We start from the raw sequence: 25,548 nt of genomic DNA, 5'->3' as shown, positions 1-25,548 counted from the left end.
CGCCTCCGGGCCCGCCCCGCCTACCGGGCCGGGGCGGCGGGCACCAGCACCAGCGGGCACACCGCGCGCCGGACGCACTCGGTGGCCACCCCACCCAACGGGGTGGTGCTCAGCGCTCGGTATCCGTGCGCGCCCAGCACCAGGAGATCGGCGTCCGCAGCCGCGGCCAGCAGCTCGTCCGCGGGCTCCCCGGTGACGACGAGTTCGCGCACGGGAGCCGACGTGGCGACCATGCCGACGTCCCGGTGCAGGGCGGCCCGCACGGCGTCGTCGTCGCGCCACGCGCCGCGCTGCCGCAGCGCGAACTCCGAGCCCGGCAAAAGCTCCGACTCCTCCCTGACCGACATCGCGAGCACGCTCGCCTCCGTGATCTCCGCCTGGAAACACGCCCAGCGCAGCGCCTGCCTCGACGCGGGAGAACCGTCGATGCCGACCACGATCGTGCCGCCGGTCGGCGTGTCACCGGGCATGCCCCCACCATCGCCGCGCCGGACGCCCCGGCGAAGGGCCGGAGGTCCCGAATGATCCGACTCCGGGACCAAAGACCCTGCCGGAGCAGGACGAGCGCCGCTGTCACGACGGGTCACGGACCGCCACACTCAAGGCCATGACCGACACCGGGACCGGCACGGTCGCCGACACCCTGGACGCGACCGTCGCGGAGGCACTGCGGGCGGGCACTCGGGCGCCCTCGCCGCACAACACCCAGCCCTGGATGTTCGTCACGCGCCCCGGCGAGATCGACGTCCTGCTCGACGACGGCCGCGTGCTGCCGGTGTGCGACCCCGACGGCAGGGAGGCGGTCCTGTCGTGTGGCGCGGCCGTGCTCAACATCCGGCTCGCGCTCGCGCGAGGTGGTCTGGCCTGCGCGGTGTCGGTGTTGCCGGACCGGCGGCGTCCCGAGCTGCTCGCCACGTTGCGACTCGGCATCGGCAGAGCGCCCTCCGCCGCCGACGCGCGGCTGGCCGAGGCGATCGACGCGCGCCACACCAACCGCCGGCCATTCGAGGAGACGCCGGTGCCCTCGGCGGTGCGGCACGCGCTGATACGCGCGGCGATGGACGAGGGTGCCAGGCTGGTGTTGCTCGCCGACCCCGCTCCGTTCGACGCGTTCGCCGCCCTGGTGCGAAGGGCCGAGCACACGCAACGCCACGACCCGGAGTTCGCCGCCGAACTGGCCGAGTGGACCCACCAGGGTGAGCGGCTCGACGGGGTGCCGTTGTCCGCGGGCGGACCGAGGGCGACGGACGAGACCGCCCTGGCACTCCGCGACTTCGGTGGGAGCGAGGGCAAGGCGGCCCGCGAGTTCGAACGGCAGCCCCTCGTCGCGGTGCTCACCACTCCGGGGGACACCCGACGCGACGCGGTCAGGGCCGGGCAGGCGCTCCAAAGGGTGTTGCTCACCGCCACCGCCTCCGGAGTCCGGGCCTCGTTCCTCTCCCAACCCCTCGAAGTGCCCCACGTCCGCGCCGAGCTGCGCACGCTCCTGGGCGGGGTCTACCACCCGCAGGCGGCGTTGCGACTCGGCTACGGTCCTCCGGGCGCTCCCACCCCGCGTCGCGACCTCGACGACGTGGTGCTCGACGGACGGGAGGACCGGAAGCCGTGACGGCGGAGCCACCCGTTCTCTCGCTCGAAGGCCACACGTGGTCCGAGCAGGAGAAGGGTGTGCTCTCCCGCGCCGTGGCTCACGCTCACCGCTGTGGTCTCGCCGAACCCTGGACGGTCCGGGTGCACGGTCACCGGGTCGAGATCGCGGAGAACCTGCCCGCACCGCTGCGGGGACACGTCGGGGCCAACCGCAACGGTGTCATCGCGTGTGGTTGCGCGCTGACGGTCGTGGTGTGTGCCGTGCGGGTCCTCGGTTGGGCCCCGGAGGTGGTGCTCTTCGGCGATCCGGAGCGGGCCGAACTGGTGGCCACCGTGGTGGCGAACCGGCGGCACCGGCCCTCGCCGGTCGACATCGGCCAGTTCCGCGCGGTGTTCGAACGCCACCGGCACCACACGCCGCTCGACCCCCGCGATCCGGAGGAGCTGGACCCCGCCGTGTGCGACGCGATCGTGCGCGCGGCGTCGACGGCCGACGTGAAGGTCGTCCCCGTGGCGGCTGTCGTGGCCGCGCACCGCAAACGTGGGCTGGAGGCGGGCCTGCTCGTGCTCACCGCCACCGACGGCAGGCGCGGCCAACTCGTCGCGGGCGTCGCGCTGCAACGGGCCTGGCTCCCGGCCACCACCTTCGGGCTGGCCGCGCATCCGGTGGTGGAGCCGTTCGAGATGCGCGAGTTCCGCCAGCGCATGATCCGCTACACCGGCGTGGACGGCAGTCCGCAGTCGCTGCTCGTGCTCGGCCACCCACGTCCCGCATCCGCTTGAGCTCCGCCTCGGCAGGGAATACGGACGGGCGAGGACGGCTTTCGATCGGAGAGACCGATGGCAGTGGAGGAGCCCGCGGACGACCGCGCCGGCGACCGCTCGGGGACACGGGCACTGGCCGGATTGCGGCTGGACGAGCTGCTGCACGAGGTGCGGGACCGCATCGGTGAGATCGTCAGGACACGGGACCGCCTCCAGGGGCTGCTGGACGCGGTGCTCGCGGTGGCCTCCGGACTCGAACTGGACTCGACGTTGCAACGCATCGTGCAGGCGGCCGTCGACCTCGTCGACGCCCGTTACGGAGCCCTGGGCGTGCTCGACGACGACGGTGGACTCGCCGAGTTCGTGTACGTGGGCATCTCCGAGGAGACCAGGGCGAAGATGCCCCACCTGCCCGAGGGCAAGGGGCTGCTCGGGCTGCTGACCAGGGAGCCGCGACCGGTGCGGCTCGCCGACCTGTCGCAGCATCCCGCCTCGGTGGGTTTTCCCGAGCACCACCCGCCGATGCACAGCTTCCTCGGGGTCCCCGTGCGGGTGCGCGACGAGGTGTTCGGCAACCTCTACCTCACCGAGAAACGCGGCGGCGCCGAGTTCACCTCCGACGACGAGGTGGTGTTGCAGACACTCGCCGCGGCCGCGGGCGTCGCCGTGGACAACGCGCGCCTGTTCGAGCAGTCCCGGACACGGGAACGGTGGCTGGGCGCCGTGGCCGACATCAACGGGCAACTGCTGGACGGCGCGTCGGTGGAGGCGACACTCGAACTCGTCGTGCGACGGGTGTGTGAACTCGCCGACGCCGACCTCGCGTTCATCCTCCTGGCCCGTGACGAGGCGGCCGACGACGTGTCGGTGCACGTGTCCGCCGGACCGTCCTGGTCCGCGCTCGCCGACCTGACCGTGGACACCCGTGGCGACTCGCCCGTCGCGCAGGTCATGAGGGAGAGCACGCCACGCCTGTTCCCCGCCCTGGCCTCGGCACTGCCCGACCAACCGGGAGTCGGCTCGGCGGGCCTGGGGCCCGGCGCCGTGCTGCCGCTCGTCGGCGCGGCGGGCACCGGGGGAGCGCTCGTCACCGCACGTGCCAAGGGAGCTCCGGCGTTCGCGCGGGAGGACCTGCCGATGCTCACGTCACTGGCCGACCAGGCGGCCGTCGCCCTGGAGTTCGCCGACAAGCAACGCAGCCAACGGTTGCTCGACCTGCTGGCCGAACGCGACCGCATCGCCCAGGACCTGCACGACCACGTGATCCAACGCCTGTTCGCCACCGGCATGAGCTTGCAGGGAACCCTGCGCCGGATCGGCGACGACCACGTGCGACTGCGGGTGGAACAGGCCGTGGAGCAGCTCGACGACACGGTGCGGGAGATCCGCACCTCGATCTTCGACCTACACACCTCCGACAATCCCGAGGAAGCCAGCCTGCGCCGCCGGCTGCTCGACATCGTGGAGCGACTCACCACCGAGTCCGAGGTCGCGCCCACCGTGAAACTGACGGGCACGGTCGACACCCTCGTCCCGCCCCACGTGGCCGAGCACGCCGAGGCCGTGCTCCGGGAGGCGTTGAGCAACGCGCTCCGGCACTCGGGCGCCGACGCGGTGCGCATCGTGGTGGAGGCGTCCGAACGGCAACTGGTGATCGAGGTCGCCGACAACGGCGTGGGGATACCCGAGGACGCCAAACGCAGCGGCCTGGACAATTTGGACAAACGAGCCCGCCAGTGCGGCGGTGAACTCCGCCTGTTGGACGAGCCCGGCGGAGGAACGTGCGTGCTGTGGCGCGTTCCGCTCTAGCCGAGGTTCGGCGGACGGGGCGAATTCTGCTTGCGCAGCTCGGTGGCGAGGACGGCGGCCTGCGTGCGGCGCCGCATGCCGAGCTTGCCCAGCAGCCGTGAGACGTAGTTCTTCACGGTCTTCTCGGCGAGGAAGAGGCGCGCGGCGATCTCCCGGTTGGTCAGGCCCTCACCGATCAACTCGAACACCGCTCGCTCCTGCTCGGACAACTCGGCCACCGGGTCGGCGTCCTCCCGCTCCTTGCGGAGCCGGTTCATAAGCGCCGAGGTCGTCTTGCTGTCCAGCAGCGACCCGCCGGAACCGACCGTGCGCACGGCCGAGACGAGGTCGGAACCCAGTACCTGCTTGAGCACGAACCCCGACGCGCCCGCCATGATCGCGTTGAGCAGTGCCTCGTCGTCGTGGTAGGAGGTCAGCATCAAGCACTTCAGCCCCTCGGTCCGCGACAGCAGCTCCCGGCACAGCTCCACGCCGTTGCCGTCGGGCAGCCGTACGTCGAGCACGGCGACGTCGGCGCCGGAACCCGGAATGCGCGTGAGGGCCTCGCCCACCGACGCCGCCTCGCCCGCGATCCGCATGTCCGGTTCGCCCTCCAACAGATCGGCGAGGCCGCGGCGAACGATCTCGTGGTCGTCGACGAGGAAGACGCTGATGGTCATTTCGGCAGGGTAAGCCTCCCCGGCCGCCACCGCAGGGCAGCGACCTCACCCATGGAGGGGGCTTCGACGGATCGCTCGCAGGGCCGTTCGACCCCCACGGGTGGGCTTTTCGACCCATGCCCCCGTGCCCGCGAGCGGGAACTGCCGAACCATGACGAAGCGCGAGTGGTCGGTCGGTGAGACCGACGTGCTCGCCAGGGCCGTCGTCCGCGCGCCCTCGGTGCACAACATCCAACCCTGGCGGTTGGAGTTCCCCGACGGGGAGGCGGTGCTGTTCGAACGCGCCGATCTGGCCCTGCCGTACCACGACCCGCACGGGCGGGACCGCTCGATCTCGTGTGGCGCGGCCGTGGCGAACCTGGAGATCGCCGCCCGGATACTGTCGCTGGAACCGCGGGTGCGCCTGTTGCCGGACGGCACCGACGCCGACCGCGTGGCCCGCCTGGCCGTCGTGGACACCCACCAGCCGTGCGAGGCCGAGCTGCACCGCTACTCCGCCATCTCCCGGCGCCGCAGCTACCGCAGACCCTTCGCGGGCCCGGCGCTGTCCGACGACGAGGTGAACCATCTCCTCGCGGAGACGGGCGAGGAGAGCGTGCACGTCCGTCCCCTCCGGGGCAGGGGAGAGGTCGAGGTGCTGGCGGACCTGCTGGAATACGCCGGAATCGTGTTGAAACAGGACCGCGGTTACCAGCGGGAGTTGGCGATCTGGACGATCCGGGACGAACGCTCCCGCGTGCACGGCGTCGGCATCGCGGGCAGCGCGTCCCCGTCGTCCTCCCTGCCGTGGGCGGGGCTGGTGCGCCCCCAGACCACGTTGCCCCACCGCCAGGTGCTGGCCGATCGGATCGCCGAGGAGACCGTGCTGGTGTTCGCCACCGCCGACGACGGCAGGGAGGCACACGTGCGTACCGGCATGGCCATGCAGCGGGTGTGGCTCGCCGCCGTGGAGCGCGGTTTCGTGGCGGCCGTACAGACGCACCCGCTGCACCTGACGAAGGCACGGCGACGTTTCGGCGAGCGGTTGTCGCTGGGCGGACACCCGCAGCTGCTCATGCGGGTTGGCAGACCGTCCGGAACGGTGCCGCAGAGCCCACGCCGGCACGAGAACGAACTGCTCGCGCCCCGCGAGTGACGGGGAGCGAGTTCGGCGTGCCCGGATCGCGGGTGGTAACCGCGCGGGTGGTAACCGCTCAGCGGGGAAGTCGCCGCCAGATCGGGCGGGGCAGCAGCCGCATCAACGCGAACACCGGCCGCAGCACGGCGGGCACCCACACGGTGTGGCGGCCCGAGCGCAGCGCCGCCATGGTGGCGTCGGCGACCTGCTCGGGAGTGCTGGAGAACGGCGCGGGCTTCATCCCACGGGTCATCCGGCCGACGACGAAACCGGGTCGCACCAGCAGTAGCCGCACCCCACTGCCGTGCAGGGCGTCGGCGAGCCCGGAGGCGAAGCCGTCGAGCCCCGCCTTCGCGGAGCCGTAGACGTAGTTGGCGCGGCGCACGCGCACGCCCGCCACCGAGGAGAACACCACGAGCGTTCCGTGTCCTTGTGCGCGAAGCAGGTTCGCGGCGTGGGTCAGCACGCTGACGTGCGCGGTGTAGTCGGTGTGCACGATGGACACGGCGTGGGCGGCGTCGCGTTCGGCCCGAGCCTGGTCCCCCAGCACGCCGAACGCCGTCACCACCACGGAGATGGGGCCGTGCTCGGCGACGATGTCGCCCAGGAGCTGTCCGTGCGAGGCGAGATCGTCGGCGTCGAACTCCATGCGCGTCACCGCCTCGGCCCCCGCGTCCCGCAACGCGGCTTCCTCGGCGTCGAGATCCGTGCTGCGCCGGGCGGCGAGCACGAACGAGCGCGCGCCCAGCCGAGCCAACCGCGTGGCCACGGCCGTCCCGATCTCGCTGCGCCCACCCAGTACCACCACTGTCCCGTCCATGCGGGCTATCCTGCCGCAGCCGTGTCCGCAGCTTGTGCACGCGTGTCCTCACCTCATGCACGCGTGTCCGCAGTTGCCGTACGGCCGGGGACTACGATGCGGACGCATGTCCGAGCGCTTGTACTTCCGGCAACTGCTGTCCGGGCGGGACTTCGCCGTCGGCGACCCCGTGGCCACCCAGATGCGCAACTTCACCTACCTGATCGGTGACCGCGAGACCCGCGAGGCCGTGGTGGTGGACCCCGCCTACGCGATCGACGACCTGCTCGGCGTGCTCTCGGACGACGACATGCGGTTCGTGGGCGTGCTCGCGACACACCACCACCCCGACCACGTCGGCGGTGATCTCCTCGGCTTCTCCCTGCCGGGCGTGGCCGAGCTGCTGGGACGGGTCCAGGTGCCGATCCACGTCGCCTCCGCCGAACTGGAGTGGGTACGCCGCACCACGGGCGTGTCGAAGACCGACCTCGTCGCCCACGACCACGACGACCGCCTCGACGTGGGTTCCATCTCCATCCGCCTGCTGCACACGCCGGGACACACGCCGGGCAGCCAGTGCTTCCTGCTCGACGGCGCGCTCGTGGCGGGTGACACGCTGTTTCTCGACGGCTGCGGCCGTACCGACCTGCCGGGCGGGGACGTCGACGCGATGTACCGCAGCCTGCGCTGGTTGGCGAACCTGCCGGGCGACCCGGTGGTCTATCCGGGGCACTGGTACTCGGCCGAGCCCTCGGCGTCGTTGTCGAACGTGCGCCGGGACAACGTCGTCTTCCGCCCCCGGTCCCTGGAGGAGTGGCGCACGCTCTTCGGTGGCTGAGGAGCTCGTGGCTTCAGGCGGCGACGTCGATCGTCATGATCGTCCCTCCGGGGCCCACGGAGATCACGCCGTCGTCGGAGGCCCAGCGGCCCCGCTCGCCGGAAAGCCGCCCGTGCACCTTGCGAGCGTGCTGCCAGTAGCGAGCGAGCTGTCCGTCCCGTAGCGCATGGTAGAGGCGGCTCTCCAGACCACAGCGCACTCGCAGGACCTTCCGGTGGGGGAGGGAGACGGTGTAGAGCCTGCCCTCGAAGGTCGTGCCGTCGGGAAGCGTGAAGGTGTCCAAGGAGGCCTCGGGAGACGGCTCTCGGCTCAGCTGTTCGTCGAAGAGGGAGAGCTGTCTCGGAGCGTCGTCCCGCGGGGAGGTGTATTGCTTTGCCGTCGCCATGTCGCCGGCGAACCGCAGGGCGGAGGCGGCCGCGAACCGCGTCAACACCTGAAGGAACCAGGTGCGGTGGTCCTCCGGTACGTGCACGATCCTCGGAGGCTCGGACGAGTTCTCGTCGCCGGTGGGGCTCCGCAGAACCAGCTCGCCCCTCTCGGGCTCCCTGTCGAGAAGCGCGTGGAATGCGCTCGTGCTGCCCGACCAGAGGTTGCCCGATCCCGGCGCGCCGAGGACGTGGGCCGTGACCCCGGACTTCGCGAATTGAGACGCCACCGTGAGTGATCCGGGGGCCCGGTTGCCGAGTTCGACGGACTTCACCTGCCTACGCGCCTTGGTCAGCTGCTTGCCGACTGTCCCGAAACCTCCGTGCGTTCCCTTGCACTCCAGGACGAACACCTCGGCGCTGGTTCCCGCCCGGTTTCCTCCGACGAGGAAGTAATCGGGTCTGCCGCCGGTTCCGTCTCCTCGGAGACGACTGCCGATTCTTCCGGCATATTCGGAGTTCAGGAAGAACTCCGCGTCGACCGCGTGGAAAACGTGGTCCGGGTACCGTTTATGAAGTCTTCGCTTGGCGACGACGATCGCGAGGCCGATTCCCAGTCGCTCGGACTGTGTGGCCTTGTAATAGTACACCACGTCGCTCGCGGAGTTGGCAAGAACGAGGTATTCGCGAGGGTTCCGGGGTTTACGATAGGTTCCGAGCATTCCGCAATGGCGCAGATTTCTCCAGAGCTGTTCCGCGTCGGCGAACGGGGTTCGGGTGAAGAAGCTCGTGGCCACACTCAGTTCGTGGAGGATCTCCACGGGAGACACGCAGGTTTCCGAGCTGAAGTCTTGCGGGGCGCGTGCCTTGCTTTTCCCGGTTCCGTTCCGGGGAAATTCTTCCTCGAGCGGGGAGACGGGGTGAACCGTCAGAATTCCCGGAGTTCTCAGTGCTTTCAGGACATCGGAAATCCGCACGGCTCACCCCTGTACGCGTGGTAATCCGATCCTCCGATCCGACATTACTGACTGTTTTTGTTCGCGCACAATCGGCTCAACAGGTGACGCCGCCGGGGTGAGCCGACGGCGGCGTTGTTCGGTTTCCACGTTTCACGTCCGGAGGAAGGGGCTACTTACCGGCGGAACGGGTGTCGGCCGAGAGGGGAGTGCGCATGGCCAACCAGACGGTGGCCGAGCAACTGGTGGACATGCTGGTGCAGGCCGGGGTGCAGCGCGTCTACGGCGTCGTGGGCGACAGTCTCAACCCGGTCACCGACGCCGTTCGGCGAAACCCCAAGATCGAGTGGGTGCAGGTGCGGCACGAGGAGGTCGCCGCGTTCGCCGCGGGAGCCGAGGCCCAGATCACCGGCAGGCTCACCGCGTGCGCGGGCAGTTGCGGTCCCGGCAACCTCCACCTGATCAACGGGCTGTACGACGCGCACCGCAGCTCGGCCCCCGTGGTGGCGATCGCCGCCCACATCCCGAGCGAGGACATCGGCACGTCGTACTTCCAGGAGACCCACCCCGACCGGTTGTTCGAGGAGTGCAGCTACTACTCCGAGATGATCTCGACGCCCGACCAGATGCCGCAGGTCGCCCGGATCGCCATCCAGACCGCGATCGGCCGAGGCGGCGTGTCGGTGCTCGTGGTCCCCGGCGACGTCGCGGGGCAGGACCTCCCACGTCGTCGAACCGAGATGGCGATCCCCTTCGGGGGGCCGACCGTACGGCCGGGGGAGGAGGAACTCGACCGCCTCGCCCAGATGGTCGACGAGGCGCAGCGGGTGACGCTGTTCTGCGGCCGCGGCGTCGCCGACGCCCACGACGAGGTGATGGAGTTCGCCGGCAAGGTGCTCGCCCCGGTCGGGCACGCGTTGCGCGGCAAGGAGTGGATCCAGTACGACAACCCGTTCGACGTGGGAATGTCGGGCCTGCTCGGCTACGGGGCCGCCTACGAGGCGATGCACGAGTGCGACCTTCTGATCCTGCTCGGAACCGACTTCCCGTACCGGCCGTTCTTGCCCGACGACGTGCGGATCGCACAGGTCGACACCCGGCCGGAGGCGCTCGGCAGACGCTCCCGGCTCGACCACGGCGTGTGCGGCGACGTGAAGGAGACGCTGCGGTCGCTCACGCCGCGCGTGGCTCGCAAGACCGATCGTCGGTTCCTCGACCGGATGCTGCGCAAGCACGCCGACATGCTGGAGAACGTCGTCTCCGCCTACACCACCGACGTGGAGCGACACAAACCGATCCATCCCGAGTACGTCGCCTCCATCCTGGACGAGGAGGCCTCCGACGACGCGGTGTTCACGGTGGACACCGGCATGTGCAACGTCTGGGCCGCCCGCTACCTCAGCCCCAACGGACGCCGTCGGATGATCGGTTCGTACACGCACGGTTCGATGGCGAACGCCATGCCGCAGGCCATCGGAGCCCAACTTCCCGACACCTCGCGGCAGGTGATCGCCATGGCGGGCGACGGCGGGTTCTCCATGCTCATGGGTGACATCCTCACCATCGTCCACTACGGACTTCCGGTGAAGATCGTCCTGTTCAACAACTCGTCGCTGAGCATGGTCGACCTGGAGATGCTCGTGGCGGGCCTGCCCCCGCACGCCACCACCTACCCCGACACCGACTACGCGGCGATCGCCCGAGCGGCCGGGGTGCACGGCGTGCGGATCGAGGACCCCAAGGACGTGCGCAGGGGACTTCGCGAGATCCTCGACCACAACGGGCCCGCGTTGCTGGACGTGGTCACCGATCCCAACGCGCTGTCCATCCCGCCCCGCATTACCGGCCAACAGCTCACCGGTTTCGCCCTGGCGACCAGCAAGATGGTGCTGCAGGGCGGGGTGGGGCGCATGATCCAGCTCGCCCGGTCCAACCTCCGCAACATCCCCAGGCCCTGACGGGTGATCGTGGCGGTAGGTTCGACGCCATGACGACATCTCACAGGTCCGTGCGCGTCGAACGCGAGGCCGAGGGGCGCTACGTCGCCTACAACGAGCGGGGTGCCAGCCTGCGGTTCGGCACCGCCGATGACGAGTTCAGCCCGGTGGAGCTGTTGCTCGCCGCGATCGGCGGCTGCACCGCGATCGACACCGACGTGGCCACCAGCAGGCGCACCGAACCCGATGAGTTCACCGTGACCGTGAGTGGCGACAAGGTGTCGGACAACGAGTCCGGCAACCGGATGGAGAACCTCACCGTCACGTTCACGGTGAGGTTCCCCGAGGGGGAGCGAGGCGACGCCGCTCGCGCGATCCTGCCCCGCACGGTGACCTTGTCGCACGACAAGCTCTGCACCGTGAGCCGCACGATCGAGCGCGGCACGCCCGTCCGCATGGTCGTCGAGTAGGAGTCGACGAGTCACACCGCCGACCAGCCGTCGTCCACGGGAAGGACGACGCCGTTGACGTCGCTCGCGAGGTCGGAGGCCAGGAAGGTGATGACGGCCGCCTGCTCGGAGGCCTCCGCGATGCGACCCATGTTGCCCAGGTGGCGCATGATCGCCGTCGGGCCCAACGCCTTCGGGTCCGGCTGCACCGAGATGGAGGTGGCCGTGCCTCCCGGCGCGACGGCGTTGCACCGGATGCCCTTGTCGCGGTACGTCACCGCTAGCGACTTGGTGAGCCCGACGAGCCCGTGCTTCGAGGCGGTGTAGGCGGCGCCCGCGGCGCTCCCCCGGAGCCCGGCCTGCGAGGTGACGTTGACGATGGCGCCTCGGCCGGCCTTGAGCATGTACGGCAGCACTTCCCTGGCCATCAAAAACGGCGCGGTGAGGTTGATCCGCAGTAGGCGTTCCCACTCGTCGTCGGTCACGTCGGCGACGGCGGAGAAGTTGTCGGTGACGCCCGCGTTGTTGACGAGCACGTCGATCGCGCCGAACCGGTCGACCGCCGTCCGCGCGAGCTCGGTGACCACGTTCCGGGAACTCACGTCGCCCGCGACGGCGACGGCCTCGGCTCCGGTGTCCACCAACTCGTCGACCGTGTCGGCGGCGGCCTTCTCGTGCAGGTCGTTGACCAGCACGCGGGCGCCCAGCACGGCGAAGCGGCGCGCAGTGGCCCTCCCGATGCCCGATCCGGCGCCGGTCACGATCACGCTGCGACCTTGCAGTCCCCATTCGTTCATGAGACTCCCTCGGGTAGGTGGCGTGTCCCGCTGATCGTCCCGCAGCGGGCGGGGCGAGTCGACTGTGGGACCTAAGACCCCGAGGCGAGGGTCGAGGGCCCATGTCCGGGCCACCCCACGGGAACCATGCTTGGAGAAGCGCGGCCGAAGGACGCGTGAGACCGGGTCGTAACCGGCGGGAGGACCCTCCGATGGCGCCACAACTACGACCGGTGTGGGTACAGGCGCGACTCGACACCCCGTTGTCGCGGTGGTTGTGGCTGGTCAAGTGGTTACTCGCGGTGCCGCACTTCCTCATCCTCGCGCTGCTGTGGCTCGCGTTCGTGGTCCTGACCGTGGTCGCGTTCGTGGCCATCCTGGTGACCGGCCGCTATCCACGGGCGATCTTCGACTTCAACGTCGGGGTGCTCCGCTGGAACTGGCGCGTGCACTACTACGCCTACTCCGCCCTGGGCACCGATCGGTACCCGCCGTTCACCTTGGCCGACGTCCCGGACTACCCCGCGCGGCTGCGGATCGACTACCCACCACGCCTGCACCGCGGCCTCGTCCTCGTCAAGTGGTTGCTGGCGGTGCCGCACTACCTAGTGATCGGGCTGTTCCTCGGCGGCGGGGCATGGCTGGTGCGGCGGTGGGGGGACGGCGGCCCCGGCTGGGGCGGCGTGGGCCTGATCGGCATCCTGGTGTTCATCGCGGCGATCGTGCTGTTGTTCACCGGCACGTACCCGAAGCCGGTGTTCGACTTCGTGCTCGGCATGAACCGCTGGGTGCTGCGCGTGGCCGCCTACGTCGGGTTGCTGACCGACGAGTACCCGCCGTTCCGGCTCGACATGGGCGGCACCGAGCCCGACGAGGGCCTCGTCCCGGAGGACACCGAACCCACCGAGCCCACCGAGGGAGGCCGGCGACCGGGTGGCTGGACCGTGGGCCGGATCGTGCCGGTCGTGGTGGGAGCGCTGTTCGCGCTCGGGGCGCTGGGACTGCTCGCCGCGGGCTCCCTGGCTCTCTGGGCGGACCGCACCCAACGGGACGACGACGGATACGTCACCGCGGAGGCCACGCTGCGGACCGACACCTTCGCCCTGTCGTCCGAGCCGCTCTCGCTCGGACCCGGTGCCGCCGACTGGGTGACCTCCGAGCTGGGGGACGTCAGGGTGCGCGTCACCCCGACGGTCCCCGGAGTCCGGGTGTTCCTCGGTATGACCTCGGCCGAGGAGGCCGAGCAGTACTTGCGGGGCACCGGGCACGCCGTCGTCAGTGACATCACCGGCCGTGACGTCACGACGCTGCAATTCCGTTCGGGCACCCCGCCCGCCCCGCCCGACAGCGTCGACATCTGGGCGGCCACCGCGAGCGGCACACGAGCCGTGACGCTGGACACCCCGGTGTCCGAGGGGGAGTGGGTGCTGGTGGTCCTCAACGCCGACCGGCATCCGGGGGTGAGTGTTCGGGCCGAGGTGGGGGCGACGGCACCCGCGCTGCCCTGGGTGGCGGGGACCGCCCTGGCCGGAGGAGCCGTCGCGCTCGTGGTGGGCGCCCTCCTGATCGGCATCGCCGCCCGCCGCGCGACGGGCTGAGTGGACGCCCGCGTCAGGGGTTGCGGTCGTCGGTGGACGGCTCGAAGTGCCGGTTGGCGCTGTCGGCGAGCGAGTCGCGCCGCGCGAGCAGGTCGGCCAGCAGCTCGTCGATCACTTCGAGCGCGTTCTGCGGGTGACCCGCGTTCAGGTGCGCCAACACCTCCCGCCCACGTGTGCGGAGCGCTTCGGGCCAACGTCGCCAGGGCACCGCCGTGAGAGGCTCGCCCGGCCTCGGGGGATCGTCGGACATGGCCGCAGGCTTCCCCGCGCCGCGCTCGCCGTAACGGCGGGCGGCCCCACCCCGGTTTGGCGGAGATCACAGCTCTACGGTGGTGAGCCGTGACTGCCACATGATCGGCGTGGTCGAAGGGTTCCTGGTCCTCGCCTGCGTGGTGCTGGTGGGCTACGCCATCGGACGAGTCGGTGTGCTCGGTCCCTCCGCCACCGAGGTGCTTTCCCGGACCGCGTTCTTCGTCGCGAGCCCGGCGCTGCTATTCACCACACTCTCCCGCGCGGACGTCACGGCTGTGTTCTCGGCGAACCTGCTCGTGACCGCCGTGACCAGCTCCCTGGCCTGCCTGCTGTACGTGCCGGTGGGCAGACTCCGCCGGAGACCGGCGGGGGAGACGGCGATCGGCGCGATGGCCAGCGGCTACGTCAACGCGGGCAATCTGGGGCTGCCGGTGGCCGCCTACGTGTTCGGCGACGCCACGGTGGTCGCGCCCGTGCTGCTGTTCCAGCTCGCGATCCTGACCCCGGTGTTCACCACGGTGCTCGACGTGGTGTCGGCGCGGCGGAACGGTCATCGGACGACGTGGCGTCGCACGGTTCTCGCACCGTTGCGCAATCCGCTGGCCATCGCCTCGGCGTTGGGGCTGGTCGTGACGGCGTCCGGGCTGACGGTGCCGGAGGTGGTGCTGGCCCCGGTGGAGTTGCTGGCCGATCTGGCGGTACCCGCGATGCTGCTGGCGTTCGGGATCTCCCTGTCCGGGGCGAGCAGGCCGGGGCGGGACCCGGACGTCAGGGTGCCGCTGGTGGTGATCGTGCTGCTGAAGAACGTGATCCACCCACTGCTGGGGTTGGGATTCGGGCTGCTGCTGGGGTTGTCCGGCACGGAGCTGATGGCCGTGGTGGTCTGTGCCGCGCTCCCCGCGGCGCAGAACGTGTTCGGCTACGCCGTGCGGTTCGGCCACGGGGTCACGCTGGCCCGCGACGCCGTGGCCGTCAGCACCCTGCTGAGCCTTCCCGTGATCTTCATGGCGGTGGCACTGCTAGCCTGAGTCAAATACTCATTAATTAATAATTAATCTTGACAGCGCTGCTCCCGCCGGAGAGACTTCGCGCCGTGACGACGTACGGCGGACGGGGCGTCCACGGGCAGACGGTCGCGACACTCGGCGCACGCATCGTGTCCGGGGCACTGCCCCGGGGCTCGGTGCTCGACCTCGCGGCACTCGGCCGGGAACTCGACGTGAGCATGACCGCGTTGCGGGAGTCGCTGCGAGTGCTCGCCGCGAAAGGGTTGGTCGAGGCAAGACAGAAGCGCGGCACGGTCGTCCGCGGTCGGGCGCACTGGAACCTGCTCGACCCCGACGTGATCCGCTGGCGGGCCTCGGCGGGCGAGACCGCGAGACTGCTCCGGGACCTCGGCGAGCTGCGCGGAATGGTGGAACCGGCGGTGGCGGCACTGGCCGCCCGCCGCCGCGACGAGGCCGACCTGACCGAGTTGGACGCGGCGTTGGAGGACATGACCGCCGCCGGCCACGGGGACGCAGAGGCCGCCGCCGCGGCGGACCTGCGCTGGCACCGGGCGCTCCTGCGCGCCACCCACAACGAACTCGTGGCCGCCCTCGATTCCCTCGTCGAACCCACGTTGTCGCTCCGGGACGCGCTCGTGCACGAGGCGCGCGCCACGGACCCCGTGCCCCGCCACGCGGCCGTGGTCGACGCGGTCCGGCGTCGGGACCCCGAGGCGGCCGAGGCCGCCATGCGCGTGCTGCTGGCCGAGGCCGCCGAGGACGTGGCCGGAGTGGTGTCCGACGACCGGGCTTCGACGGAGGAGGAACGATGAACCTGCGTGAGGCGCTCGCGGCGCGACGACTGCTGGCCATCATCCGCGGCAGCGACCCCGACGCCTGCGTCCGCACGGCGGAGGTCCTGGCGGAGGCGGGAGTCACGCTCGTGGAGGTGTCGCTGACGTCGACGGACGCGCTCACCGTCCTGAACCGCGTGGTCGCCGAGCTCGGCGACGACGTGCGCGTGGGAGCGGGAACCGTGGTCACGGCCGACGACGCCCGCCGTGCCCGCGACGCCGGAGCCACGTTCGCCGTCACGCCCGCCCTCGGCGGCGGGGTGACCACGGCCGTGGAGCTCGGCCTGCCGGTGCTGGCCGGCGCCATGACACCGACCGAGATCGTCGCCGCCCGCGAGGCCGGGGCCACCGCGGTGAAGGTCTTTCCCGCCGCCACCCTCGGCCCGGCGTATGTCGCGGCGCTGCGTGACCCCTTCCCGGACGCCGCCCTGGTCCCGGTCGGCGGCGTGGGCCTGGCCGACGTGCCGCGTTACCTGGAGGCGGGCGCGCTGGCCGTCGGTGTGGGCAGCCCGCTCACCGGCGACGCCCCGCACGGCGGTGACATCGCGGCACTGCGGGAACGCGCCACGGCGTTCGTCGCCGCCGCACGGCGAGGGGGTGCGGCGTGATGGACGTCGTGACACTGGGCGAGACGATGGTGGCGATGCGGGCCGACGGACTGCTTCGCCTCGGCACGACGGCGCGCGTGTCCGTCGCCGGTGCCGAATCCACCGTCGCGGTGGGACTGTCCCGGCTCGGGCACCGGGTCCGCTGGGCCGGACGCGTGGGCCGGGACGAGCCGGGCGCGCTCGTGGTGCGTACCTTGCGTGCCGAGGAGGTGGACACGTCCACGGTGCGGGAGGACGACGCGCCGACGGGGCTCGTGCTGTTCGAACAGCGGCTTCCCGACGTGACGCGGGTCCAGTACTACCGCGCCGGCTCGGCCGGGTCGCGGCTCGGGCCCGACGACGTGGTGTCCGCTTTGGACGGCGGCACTCGACTGGTGCACCTCAGCGGCATCACCCCGGCGTTGAGCACCACGGCGTGGGAGGCCGTGGTGGCGGCGTGCGACCGCGCCGCCGAGATCGGCTCGGCGATCTCCTTCGACGTCAACTTCCGGTCGCGACTGTGGTCGGCCGAGGACGCCGCCCGCGTGCTCACCCCGCTGGCACGCCGCGCCACCGTGGTGGTCGGTTCGCCCGACGAACTCGCGCTCGTCGGCGGAGTGAGCGACCTGCTGCGGCACGGGGTGGCCGAGGTGGTCACCAAACGCGGCGCCGAGGGCGCGTCGGTCACCACCCCGGACGGTACGTGGCACGCTCCCGCCCACGAGGTGTCCGTCGTGGACTCCGTGGGGGCGGGAGACGCCTTCACGGCGGGCTACCTTTCCGGTTGGCTCGACGGGCTCGACCTCGCGGAACGACTCGCCCGCGGCACCGCGTGCGGAGCCTTCGCCGTCGCCACCCGTGGCGACTGGGAGGGACTGCCCACTCGGGCGGAGCTGGACCTGATCGGCTCCTCCCGAGGAACGGCACTGCGCTAGACCTCACCCCCGGACGTGGATGGCCAGCGCGGGGCACATCGACGCGGCCCGCCGGACGTCCTCGGCCCGTTCTGCCGGTGGCTCGGCATCGAGCAGCACCACGACGCCGTCCTCCTCGCGCTGGTCGAACACCCGCTCCGCGGCGACGACGCACTGTCCGGAAGCGACGCACTTGTCCTGGTCAACGGTGATCTTCATGTCTGTCCTCTCGTGGGTCACCAGGTCACCGGCAGCTCGTACACGCCGTACACCAAACCGTCGTGTTTGAACGGAATCCGATCCAGCTCCGTGGCGAGCCGCAGGGTCGGAACACGCCGGTAGAGAGTGCCGTAGACGACGCTCAACTCCTGCCGCGCGAGTGACTGGCCGAGGCATTGGTGTACCCCGAACCCGAACGCCACATGGTGACGCGCGTCCCGGCGAAGATCGAGCCGGTCGGGGTCGGGGAAGGCCTCCGGGTCACGGTTGCCGATGTCGTTGGGGAAGATGACCCCGTCTCCCGCGCGAATGACCTGCCCCGCGAACTCGATGTCGGCGAGCGCGACCCGCCGCCTGCCGTTGTGCGTGATGTGGAGGTAGCGCAGCAACTCCTCCACGGCCGAGTCGACGACGGCGGGATCGTCGGTGTCGCGCAGCAACGCGAGCTGATCGGGGTGCTGCAACAGGACCGCCGTGCCCAGCGCGATCATGTTCGCGGTCGTCTCGTGCCCCGCGATGAGCAACAACACGCCCATCCGCGCGGCCTCCTGCCGGGTCAACTCCCCGGCACGCACGCGTTCGGCGAGGCCCGACAGCAGGTCGTCGGCGGGGTCGGCGAGCTTGTCACCCATCAGCCCGTCGAGGTAGTCGGCGAGCTCGCCGAGCGCGGCCATCCGTTCCCGTTGCGCGGTGCCCAGTTTGATGACCACCTTACTGCGCTGCTGGAAGAAGTCGTGGTCGGAGTAGGGAACACCGAGCAGTTCGCAGATCACCAGTGACGGCACCGGGAGCGCGAACGCCTCGACGAGGTCGACCGGCTTCGGCCCGGCGAGCAGGTCGTCGATCAAACCGTCCACGATGGCCTGGATCCGGGGGCGCATCGCCCGCACTCTGCGCACCGTGAACGGCGCCGTGACCATGCGCCGCAGCCGCGCGTGCTCCGGGTCGTCCATGAGGATGAAGCTGACCGACGAGCCTCCCCCTGCGACGCGTGCCGCCGGTCGCGGGTAGCCGGGGTTGGTGGCGTCGGAGCTCATGCGCGGGTCGGCCAGCAACTTGCGCTGGTCGGCGTAGCGCGTCACGAGCCACGCCGTGCGGCCGTCCCGCAGCCGTACCTTCGTCAGGGGAGTGCGCTGCTGGAGCTCCTTCAGAAGCGGCGGCGGGTCGAACGGACAGCCCGCGGCGCGGGGCATGGGGTATTCGGGAATCGCGGTGTCCTCGCGGGTCTGCGAGGCGGTGCTTGTCATTCGAGATCTCCCGTGGAAAGTCGTTCAGACCGATCGCAGGGCGGCCGCGGAGAGCGCGTCGGCGACCTCGGCGCGCCGCAGCCGGGTCTGTTTGGGCATCCTCCAACCGATGACGCCGGTGACGGTGCCCGCTCTCGTGCAGCGGACCACGAATCGCCGGTCCGCCGGATCACCGTCCACCACCGTGGCCTCGTCTGTCGCCGAGGGCAGACCGAACACCTGGATCTTGGTGTCGAACTGGTCGGTCCAGTAGTAGGGAACGGGCGCGTACCCGCGGTCCTCCCCGAGGAGATTCGCGGCCACCACCTGTGCCTGTTCGGTGGCGTTGGTGCGGTTCTCCAGCCGAAGGGGAGTGTCGAGAGCGGGGTGCCGCCAGCGGGCGACGTCGCCGACGGCGTAGACGCCCTCCGCCGCCCGGCAGCGGGAGTCACACACCACGCCGTCGTCGATCGCGAGGCCACTGTCCCGAAGCCACGCGGTCGCCGGTGTCGCTCCGACGGCCACGACGACGACGTCGGCGGGCAGCACCCGACCGTCGTCCAGCCGCACACCCGTGACCCGGCCTTCCTCGCCGACGAGCCCGTCGACGGCGTGCCCGAGGGCCAGCTCGACCCCGTGCCGGACGTGCAGGTCGGCCAGGAGCCCGGACACCAAGGGGCCGAGCTGACTCGCCAGCGGGGCGGGCTGGGGACCGACCATGGTGACGGTCGCGCCGAGGGTCCGGGCGGTCGCGCAGACTTCGGCTCCGAGCACGCCCTCGCCCACCACGACGACCCTGCGGGAGGGGGTCAGCGAGGCCCGCAGCGTGAGAGCGTCGTCGAGGGTGCGCAACACGTGTACCCCGGCGAGGTCGTCCCCGCCCGGCAACCGGCGTGGTTCGGCGCCCGTGGCGATCACGAGCGCGTCGGCCCGCAGTGCCCGGCCGGAGGCGGTGTGCACGACGCGGTCGGTGACGTCGAGGGCGACGGCCGGATCACCGAGCAGGAATTCCGCGTCCAATGCGGACAGTGCTGTTTCGCTTCGCAGCCTGGTCCGGTCGGGCTCCCACGTTCCGGCCAGGACCTGTTTCGACAGTGGTGGCCGGTCGTAGGGGAGATGGGGTTCGGCTCCCACCAGGGTGAGTTTTCCCCGGAAGCCCTGCCGTCGTAGCGCGTCGGCCGTCGACAGCCCCGCGGCCGACGCGCCGATCACCAGGACGCTGGAGAGGGCGCTCATTCCTCGCTCACGGTGATCGCGGCGGCGGGGCAGACGCTGGCGGCCTCGCGGGCCGCGGCGTGGAGTTCCTCACCGGGTGCGGGGTCGAGGAGCACGACGATTCCGTCGTCCTCGCGTTGGTCGAACACCTCCGGTGCGAGTAGCACGCACTGTCCCGCGCCACAGCACTTGTCCTCGTCGACACTGATCTTCATGCGGTCCTCCGGTTACGTGGGTTCCGGTCCGTTTCGGGGCGTGACGGGAGCCGACCACAACCCCACGATGGCGTCGACCAACCCGGAGGCGGCGTCGTGCCAACTGGCGCGTGGGGTGGCGGTCAGCTCGGCGAGAGCACGCTCTCGTTCGGCGAACATGTGCACGATCAACTGACGGGTCATCGCGCCGCGTTCAAGCTTCACCTCGGTCGGTAGCTCGGGAAGGCAGCGCTGGAGCCCGTCGAGGGTGCGCACCAGTGAGGGGGAGCTCAACGACTCCTCGTACATGATCTCCCGGAGCACGGGGTCGGTCGTCACCTGGGCACCGAACCGCGCGAACCATGTCGGGCTGCCCGATTCGGCGAGGTGATCGGCGATCGGGTGGACGAGACACGCCACCCAGTCGCGCGGGTCGAGCGAGTCGGCCGCCCGCTCCACCATCTCCAGACGCCGTCGTTCGACGTCCTCGTTGTGCCTGCGCACGATGGCGCGCACGAGGTCCACTTTCGTTCCGAAGTGGTACCCGACCGCCGTGTTGTTGCCCTGGCCTGCCGCCTCGCTGATCTGCCGGTTGGACACCGCCGTGACACCGTACTCGGCAAATAGTCGTTCCGCGGTGTCCAGGATGCGGTTGCGGGTGGCGACGGCCCGCGTGCTCCTGATCGTCCTCACTGCCATGCAGGCATCATCACCAACGCACGGGCAGCGTGGCCAACCCTCCCACCACAAGTCCTTCGACACGTTCGAGCTCGGAGGCGTCGACGGCGAGCTCCAGTGTGGGCAGGCGACGCAACAGCACGTCGAGGACGGTCTGCAACTCCGTCCTGGCGAGCGCCTGACCGAGGCACGAGTGCGCGCCGGAGCCGAACGCCAGATGCGGGTTGGGACTGCGGGAGAGATCCATCTCGTCGGCGTGGTCGAACGCGTTCTCGTCCCGGTTGGCGGCGCCCATGCTGCACATCACCGTGGTGCCGCCCGGCACGACGGTGTCGGAGAGTTCGATGTCCTCGCTGATGAAGCGGGGAAGCCCGACGCCCGGATTGGCGTCGAACCGCAGCGATTCCTCCACGGCAGTGCGCACGAGGGAGGGGTTTTCGAGCAACTGCTCCCAGCGGCTCCGGTCGGACAGCAGCATGCCGACCATCTTGCCGATCATGTTCGCCGTGGTCTCGTGACCCGCGACGAGGAGACCGAGACCGGTGGTGATGAGTTCCTCGTCGGACATCGGGTCCTCGGCGTCCTCGGTGATGAGCGAACTCAGCAGGTCGTCACCGGGTTCGGCACGCCGAGCGGCCACGTGCGCGCTCATGTACTCGACGAACGCGGCCTGCGCGGCGTCGATCTCGGCCTGGTCGTACTTCGTGAGGTTCAGCAGGGTGTCGGACCAGTAGGAGAAGCGATCGCGGTCGGAGTTGGGCACGCCGAGGAGATCGCAGATCACCCACACCGGAAGCGGGAAGCCCAAGGCGGCCCTGAGGTCGGCGGGGTGTCCTCGCTCCACCATCTCGTCGATGAGTTGCTCGGCCATCGCCGAGATGCGGGGGCGCAACGCGGCCATCCGCTTGGCGGTGAACCAGCGGCCGACCTTGGTGCGCCAGCGCCGGTGACCCGGCCCGGCCTGGGGGATGACCGAGGCCATCGAGCTGTTGAACACCCCGCCCGATTCGTTCGCCGCGACGCGCGCGGCGCCGGCCCGCGTATCGAGTTGCCGGGTGAACCGTGGATCCGCCAGTACCTGTTTCACGTCGGCGTATCGCGTCAGGAGGGTGGCTTCGTCTCCGCTCGGCAGTCGGATCTTGGCGACGGGACATTCTCTGCGCAACCGCGCCCACTCGGGGGGCGGTTCGAGTGCCGTGGGATTCGGTATCGGGTAGTCCAGGACGGATTCACTGTCAGCCACTATGCCGATCCTCTCCGTAATGGCAAGGTGTACTGACAGTGAAGCGCTATCCCGAATCTAAGTCAAGCAATTGACTTAATTCACGAAAAGGGAGCGGGGCCGAAGGCTCAGTTCGCCGCGAACTGAAGCGGCCACCGCCACGGGCCGAGCCCGTGGCGGTGGCCGGTGAGGACGGGGAACGGCGCGGTCAGTGCGCGCTGGAGGCCGCCCAGAGGTTGATGCCCGACTCGGTGGCGTAGCGGTCGATCTCGGCGAGTTCCTCCGGCGTGAACGCGAGGTTGTCGAGCGCGGCCACGTTGTTCTCCAACTGCTCGACACTGCTCGCGCCCAACACCACCGACGTCATGCGCGGGTCCCGCAGGGTCCACGCGATGGCGAGCTGCGCCAGCGACTGCCCGCGCCGCTTCGCGATCTCGCTCAACGCCCGCACCTTCGCGAGGTTGTCCTCGGACAGGAACTCGGTCGGCAGCGAGCTGTTCCGGCTCGCCCGTGATCCCTCGGGAATGCCGTTCAGGTAGCGATCGGTGAGCAGGCCCTGCGCCAGCGGGGAGAAGCCGATGCAGCCCACCCCCTCCCGCTCCAGCACGTCCAGTAGACCGCCCTCGATCCAGCGGTTGAGCATCGAGTACGAGGGCTGGTGGATGCGCAGCGGCGTCCCCAGCTCCTTCAGGATCGCCACGGCCTCTGCCGTTTTCTCCGCGGAGTACGAGGAAATCCCGACGTACAGTGCCTTGCCCTGCCGCACGGCCGCGTCGAGCGCCCCCATCGTCTCTTCGAGCGGGGTGTCCGGATCGAACCGGTGCGAGTAGAAGATGTCCACGTAGTCCAGACCCATCCGGGCAAGACTCGCGTCCAGACTTGCCAGCAGGTACTTGCGCGAACCACCCTCCCCGTACGGGCCCGGCCACATGTCGTACCCGGCCTTCGTCGAGATGACGAGCTCGTCGCGATAGGGCTTGAAGTCGGTGGCGAGCACGCGGCCGAAGTTCTCCTCGGCCGAGCCGTAGGGCGGGCCGTAGTTGTTCGCGAGGTCGAAGTGGGTGATCCCCAGGTCGAAGGCACGGCGCAGGATCGCGCGCTGGGTCTCCAGCGGCCGGTCGTCGCCGAAGTTGTGCCACAGGCCGAGGGAGATCGCGGGCAGCTTCAACCCCGAACGGCCGCAGTGCCGGTAGGGCATGGAGTCGTAGCGTGTGGAAGCAGCGACGTACGTCATGGCCGCATCCTCGCACGCACCGACGCTCAGCCGGTGGTGGACGGGTCGCCGTCCACGGCGGCGGCCAGTTTCGGTACGAGCCGGTCGAGGACGTACGGCACACTGAGCACGGACACCTGCGAGAAGGCGCTGCCGAAGTCGTCGTTGTTGTCGACGATCACTTCCCGCTTCTCCTTCGCGACGCGCAGGGTCTGGTAGAGGGGGTCGCGACGAAGCTCGGCGCCCTTGTCGTCGGTGAGCCACACGACCACGTCGTTGTCGAGCACGTCGGCGTTCTCGGCGCTGACACTGGCCCCGTACCGGTCGCCCACGAGCGAGTCCAGATCGGAGGGAAGTTCGAAGCCGAGATCGGACAGCAGGCGGGTACGCGGATCGTCGGGACCGTAGAGGAAGTACCCCTCCCACAGCGCCGCCACGACCGCCGTGGCGCCCGCGAACTCGGGGTGTTCCTCGCGAATCCGCTCCAACTTCCGGTCGACGTCGGCGACGAGCCGCCGGGCCTCGGCAGGCTTGCCCACGGCCTTGCCGATGGTCGTGGTGACGTCTCGCCACGGCATGCCGAAGTCGGGCAGCCCCGCGGGTGGCGCGAGCGTGGGCGCGATCCGGGACAACGTGTCGTACTCCGAGCGGGTGAGGTCGGAGTACAGGCCGACGATGAGGTCCGGTTCAAGCGAGGCGATCTTTTCGAACTGGACGCCGTTGGTGTCCTTGAGCACCGTCGGATCGGAAGCGTCGCCGAGCGCGTCCCGCGCCCAGGGGCCGATGGCACCGGGGTGGTCGCCGAACCACCGGGTGGTCGCGATCGGTTTCACGCCGAGGGCCAGCAGCGCGTCGTGGTCGGTGTAGCCGACGCTGACCACACGCTTCGGGGGCTCGGTGATGGTGGTGGAGCCGTAACGGTGCTCGATGGTGACGGGCAAGGCGTCCGGCTCGGGCCGCACCGCGGGCGGCCCCGCGTCCTCGGAGGAGGTCGAGCCGCCGGAGCAGGCTGTCAGCGTCAGGAGGAGAAGGGCGAGCAAAGCGCTCGCGAGCTGGCGTCCACGATACGGTGCCGACATATTGTTAGGTTTGCCTAACCAAACCTTGAAGTCAAGGTGGGGGACGGGTGCCGTCGCCATCGTCACAGCGCCGTGCTCGCCCGACACCTCACTGATCGTCGCTGCTCGCACGGTGGGCCTCCTCGATGATCGTGAGAACCTCCACGGCGTCGTGGGGGTCCACCGGAACGTCGCCCTCGCCCGCCAACGCGAGGGCGAGCAGCCGGTAGAACTCGGCGTAGGAGCCCCGCACGGGCTCCACCCGACGGACGTCCTCGCCCACCCCGAGCACTCCCCAGCTCTCCTCGGGTTCCCGCGCGTAGCCGTCGTCGGCGGGCAGGGTGCCCGCTCGCAGAGCGGACTCCTGCGGATCGAGCCCCCACTTGGTGTAGGCCGCTTTCGAACCCGAGACGTGGAAGCGGGGCCCCGGCCGCGCCGCCATCGACGACATGGACAGCCGCGACCGCGTTCCGTCGCGGTGCCGCAGGACCACGAAGGCGTCGTCGTCGGCGGCCCCGACCGAACCGGGGGTGCGCCGGGTGAGATCGGCCCACACGCTCTCGACCGGACCGAACAACCGGATCGCCTGGTCGATCAGGTGGGTGCCGAGATCGAAGAGGATGCCGCCTCCCTCGGAGACCGGGGTGAGGGCCTTCCAACTCCGCGGCCCGCCCGGTTTCCACGCCTCGAACCGGGACTCGAAGGTGTGTACCCGGCCCAACTCACCGCGAGCGATGAGGTCGCGCAGCGTCACAAAGTCGGTGTCCCACCGCCGGTTCTGGAACACCGTCAACAGCCTGCCGGCGTCGCGCGCGTGCTCGATGAGGGCCGTCCCTTCCGCGCTGGTGGGTGCGAACGGCTTGTCCACCACCACGTGGAGTCCCGCGTCGAGCGCGCGGGTCGCGAGGTCGACATGCGTGTTCGGCGGCGTGCCGACGACCACCAGGTCGAGCTCGTCGGCTCTCGCGAACACGTCGTCGGCAGCGCCCACGACGGACACGCCGGGACGGACGGCGCGCGCGTGCGCGGCCCGCTCCGCGTCACCCGTCACGACCACGTCGAGCGAGTACGCCGGATCACACACCAGGAAGGGAGCGTGGAAGAACCGGCCGGACACGCCGAACCCGAGCAACGCCGTGCGGATGGGCCGGGGAGAGGCCATGACTGTCACCTTTCTGCCGTGGACACGGTCCGCACCCCACTGTCCGCCGGAACCGTTCCCGTCGGCTCGGGACGCCCACCCGATGCGATGTCGGCCACGCCGAGGACGGC

Annotated in this window: 27 protein-coding genes; 12 read left to right on the top strand and 15 right to left on the bottom strand. The window is 70.3% G+C overall.

What is annotated here, in order from left to right; genetic code table 11:
* Positions 1-20: 20 nt before the first annotated feature.
* Complete coding sequence (locus SACGLDRAFT_RS12500; RefSeq protein WP_005465091.1) at positions 21-470, bottom strand: universal stress protein; 450 nt, start codon at positions 468-470, stop codon at positions 21-23.
* Between the two features lie 137 nt (positions 471-607).
* On the opposite strand from SACGLDRAFT_RS12500, the gene SACGLDRAFT_RS12495 reads away from it, so the two are divergent.
* From SACGLDRAFT_RS12495 to SACGLDRAFT_RS12485, 3 genes are read left to right on the top strand one after another with little or no spacing between them, the layout of a single operon-like run.
* Entirely contained in the window at positions 608-1,609 is a 1,002-nt protein-coding gene (locus SACGLDRAFT_RS12495; protein ID WP_005465089.1) for an Acg family FMN-binding oxidoreductase, read from the top strand.
* Complete coding sequence (locus SACGLDRAFT_RS12490; RefSeq protein WP_005465086.1) at positions 1,606-2,373, top strand: hypothetical protein; 768 nt, start codon at positions 1,606-1,608, stop codon at positions 2,371-2,373. The genes SACGLDRAFT_RS12495 and SACGLDRAFT_RS12490 overlap by 4 nt, the downstream gene beginning before the upstream one ends.
* Positions 2,374-2,430: 57 nt before the next feature.
* Positions 2,431-4,164 carry a sensor histidine kinase gene (locus tag SACGLDRAFT_RS12485; protein ID WP_005465076.1) on the top strand — a complete coding sequence of 578 codons (1,734 nt, stop codon included), beginning with the start codon at positions 2,431-2,433 and terminating at the stop codon, positions 4,162-4,164.
* Here SACGLDRAFT_RS12485 and SACGLDRAFT_RS12480 read toward each other — a convergent pair.
* Positions 4,161-4,823 (bottom strand): response regulator, encoded by a 663-nt coding sequence (locus SACGLDRAFT_RS12480; protein ID WP_005465074.1) that lies wholly within the window; start codon positions 4,821-4,823, stop codon positions 4,161-4,163. The genes SACGLDRAFT_RS12485 and SACGLDRAFT_RS12480 overlap by 4 nt on opposite strands.
* Positions 4,824-4,974: 151 nt before the next feature.
* Between SACGLDRAFT_RS12480 and SACGLDRAFT_RS12475 the strand changes: the two genes are divergently transcribed.
* Entirely contained in the window at positions 4,975-5,958 is a 984-nt protein-coding gene (locus SACGLDRAFT_RS12475) for an Acg family FMN-binding oxidoreductase (RefSeq protein ID WP_005465072.1), read from the top strand.
* 58 nt (positions 5,959-6,016) lie between these two features.
* Here SACGLDRAFT_RS12475 and SACGLDRAFT_RS12470 read toward each other — a convergent pair whose 3' ends face one another.
* Positions 6,017-6,760: an SDR family NAD(P)-dependent oxidoreductase gene (locus SACGLDRAFT_RS12470; protein ID WP_005465070.1), complete on the bottom strand. Its 744-nt coding sequence runs from the start codon at positions 6,758-6,760 to the stop codon at positions 6,017-6,019.
* Between the two features lie 106 nt (positions 6,761-6,866).
* On the opposite strand from SACGLDRAFT_RS12470, the gene SACGLDRAFT_RS12465 reads away from it, so the two are divergent.
* On the top strand, positions 6,867-7,577 hold the full coding sequence (locus SACGLDRAFT_RS12465; protein WP_005465068.1) for an MBL fold metallo-hydrolase: 711 nt from the start codon (positions 6,867-6,869) through the stop codon (positions 7,575-7,577).
* A 13-nt stretch (positions 7,578-7,590) separates the two neighbouring features.
* Here the strand turns inward: SACGLDRAFT_RS12465 and SACGLDRAFT_RS12460 are convergent, their stop codons facing one another.
* Entirely contained in the window at positions 7,591-8,595 is a 1,005-nt protein-coding gene (locus SACGLDRAFT_RS12460; protein ID WP_157608802.1) for a hypothetical protein, read from the bottom strand.
* A gap of 518 nt (positions 8,596-9,113) precedes the next feature.
* Between SACGLDRAFT_RS12460 and SACGLDRAFT_RS12455 the strand changes: the two genes are divergently transcribed.
* Positions 9,114-10,856 (top strand): pyruvate dehydrogenase, encoded by a 1,743-nt coding sequence (locus tag SACGLDRAFT_RS12455; protein WP_005465064.1) that lies wholly within the window; start codon positions 9,114-9,116, stop codon positions 10,854-10,856.
* A gap of 29 nt (positions 10,857-10,885) precedes the next feature.
* A complete protein-coding gene (locus SACGLDRAFT_RS12450; RefSeq protein ID WP_005465062.1) occupies positions 10,886-11,305 on the top strand; it encodes an OsmC family protein in 420 nt (139 codons plus the stop codon).
* Between the two features lie 11 nt (positions 11,306-11,316).
* Here SACGLDRAFT_RS12450 and SACGLDRAFT_RS12445 read toward each other — a convergent pair whose 3' ends face one another.
* On the bottom strand, positions 11,317-12,081 hold the full coding sequence (locus tag SACGLDRAFT_RS12445) for an SDR family NAD(P)-dependent oxidoreductase (RefSeq protein WP_005465060.1): 765 nt from the start codon (positions 12,079-12,081) through the stop codon (positions 11,317-11,319).
* A 191-nt stretch (positions 12,082-12,272) separates the two neighbouring features.
* On the opposite strand from SACGLDRAFT_RS12445, the gene SACGLDRAFT_RS12440 reads away from it, so the two are divergent.
* Positions 12,273-13,658 (top strand): DUF4389 domain-containing protein, encoded by a 1,386-nt coding sequence (locus tag SACGLDRAFT_RS12440; RefSeq protein ID WP_005465058.1) that lies wholly within the window; start codon positions 12,273-12,275, stop codon positions 13,656-13,658.
* 13 nt (positions 13,659-13,671) lie between these two features.
* On the opposite strand, the gene SACGLDRAFT_RS12435 is transcribed toward SACGLDRAFT_RS12440, so the two are convergent.
* Entirely contained in the window at positions 13,672-13,908 is a 237-nt protein-coding gene (locus SACGLDRAFT_RS12435) for a hypothetical protein (RefSeq protein ID WP_005465056.1), read from the bottom strand.
* Positions 13,909-14,008: 100 nt separating this feature from the next.
* Between SACGLDRAFT_RS12435 and SACGLDRAFT_RS12430 the strand changes: the two genes are divergently transcribed.
* From SACGLDRAFT_RS12430 to SACGLDRAFT_RS12415, 4 genes are all read left to right on the top strand, one after another.
* Complete coding sequence (locus tag SACGLDRAFT_RS12430; protein WP_005465054.1) at positions 14,009-14,938, top strand: AEC family transporter; 930 nt, start codon at positions 14,009-14,011, stop codon at positions 14,936-14,938.
* Between the two features lie 65 nt (positions 14,939-15,003).
* Complete coding sequence (locus tag SACGLDRAFT_RS12425) at positions 15,004-15,729, top strand: FadR/GntR family transcriptional regulator (protein ID WP_005465052.1); 726 nt, start codon at positions 15,004-15,006, stop codon at positions 15,727-15,729.
* The gene (locus tag SACGLDRAFT_RS12420; RefSeq protein ID WP_005465050.1) at positions 15,726-16,358 is read left to right on the top strand and encodes a bifunctional 4-hydroxy-2-oxoglutarate aldolase/2-dehydro-3-deoxy-phosphogluconate aldolase; all 633 of its coding nucleotides are present in this window, start codon (positions 15,726-15,728) and stop codon (positions 16,356-16,358) included. Before SACGLDRAFT_RS12425 ends, SACGLDRAFT_RS12420 begins: the two co-directional genes overlap by 4 nt.
* The gene (locus SACGLDRAFT_RS12415; RefSeq protein WP_005465048.1) at positions 16,358-17,272 is read left to right on the top strand and encodes a sugar kinase; all 915 of its coding nucleotides are present in this window, start codon (positions 16,358-16,360) and stop codon (positions 17,270-17,272) included. The genes SACGLDRAFT_RS12420 and SACGLDRAFT_RS12415 overlap by 1 nt, the downstream gene beginning before the upstream one ends.
* A 3-nt stretch (positions 17,273-17,275) precedes the next feature.
* On the opposite strand, the gene SACGLDRAFT_RS12410 is transcribed toward SACGLDRAFT_RS12415, so the two are convergent.
* The 9 genes from SACGLDRAFT_RS12410 to SACGLDRAFT_RS12370 all read right to left on the bottom strand — a co-directional run bounded on the left by SACGLDRAFT_RS12410 (position 17,276) and on the right by SACGLDRAFT_RS12370 (position 25,438).
* On the bottom strand, positions 17,276-17,470 hold the full coding sequence (locus SACGLDRAFT_RS12410) for a ferredoxin (RefSeq protein WP_005465046.1): 195 nt from the start codon (positions 17,468-17,470) through the stop codon (positions 17,276-17,278).
* 17 nt (positions 17,471-17,487) lie between these two features.
* Positions 17,488-18,717 carry a cytochrome P450 gene (locus SACGLDRAFT_RS12405; protein ID WP_005465044.1) on the bottom strand — a complete coding sequence of 410 codons (1,230 nt, stop codon included), beginning with the start codon at positions 18,715-18,717 and terminating at the stop codon, positions 17,488-17,490.
* Between the two features lie 24 nt (positions 18,718-18,741).
* Positions 18,742-19,932 carry an NAD(P)/FAD-dependent oxidoreductase gene (locus SACGLDRAFT_RS12400; protein ID WP_005465043.1) on the bottom strand — a complete coding sequence of 397 codons (1,191 nt, stop codon included), beginning with the start codon at positions 19,930-19,932 and terminating at the stop codon, positions 18,742-18,744.
* Positions 19,929-20,126, bottom strand: coding sequence for a ferredoxin (locus SACGLDRAFT_RS12395; RefSeq protein ID WP_005465042.1), 198 nt, complete (start codon positions 20,124-20,126; stop codon positions 19,929-19,931). Before SACGLDRAFT_RS12395 ends, SACGLDRAFT_RS12400 begins: the two co-directional genes overlap by 4 nt.
* A 12-nt stretch (positions 20,127-20,138) precedes the next feature.
* The gene (locus SACGLDRAFT_RS12390) at positions 20,139-20,804 is read right to left on the bottom strand and encodes a TetR family transcriptional regulator (protein ID WP_005465041.1); all 666 of its coding nucleotides are present in this window, start codon (positions 20,802-20,804) and stop codon (positions 20,139-20,141) included.
* A gap of 10 nt (positions 20,805-20,814) precedes the next feature.
* Positions 20,815-22,026: a cytochrome P450 gene (locus SACGLDRAFT_RS12385; protein ID WP_005465040.1), complete on the bottom strand. Its 1,212-nt coding sequence runs from the start codon at positions 22,024-22,026 to the stop codon at positions 20,815-20,817.
* 187 nt (positions 22,027-22,213) lie between these two features.
* Positions 22,214-23,239, bottom strand: a complete 1,026-nt coding sequence (gene mgrA / locus SACGLDRAFT_RS12380) for an L-glyceraldehyde 3-phosphate reductase (protein ID WP_005465039.1) — start codon at positions 23,237-23,239, stop codon at positions 22,214-22,216.
* 26 nt (positions 23,240-23,265) lie between these two features.
* Complete coding sequence (locus SACGLDRAFT_RS12375; RefSeq protein WP_040919002.1) at positions 23,266-24,297, bottom strand: iron-siderophore ABC transporter substrate-binding protein; 1,032 nt, start codon at positions 24,295-24,297, stop codon at positions 23,266-23,268.
* Positions 24,298-24,385: 88 nt separating this feature from the next.
* Positions 24,386-25,438 (bottom strand): Gfo/Idh/MocA family protein, encoded by a 1,053-nt coding sequence (locus SACGLDRAFT_RS12370; RefSeq protein WP_005465037.1) that lies wholly within the window; start codon positions 25,436-25,438, stop codon positions 24,386-24,388.
* Between the last annotated feature and the right edge of the window lie 110 nt (positions 25,439-25,548).

The organism is Saccharomonospora glauca K62, assembly GCF_000243395.2.
GTDB classification, from domain to species: domain Bacteria; phylum Actinomycetota; class Actinomycetes; order Mycobacteriales; family Pseudonocardiaceae; genus Saccharomonospora; species Saccharomonospora glauca.
Note: the sequence above shows the minus strand (reverse complement) of the source record. Positions and strands in the feature narration are given on the sequence as shown.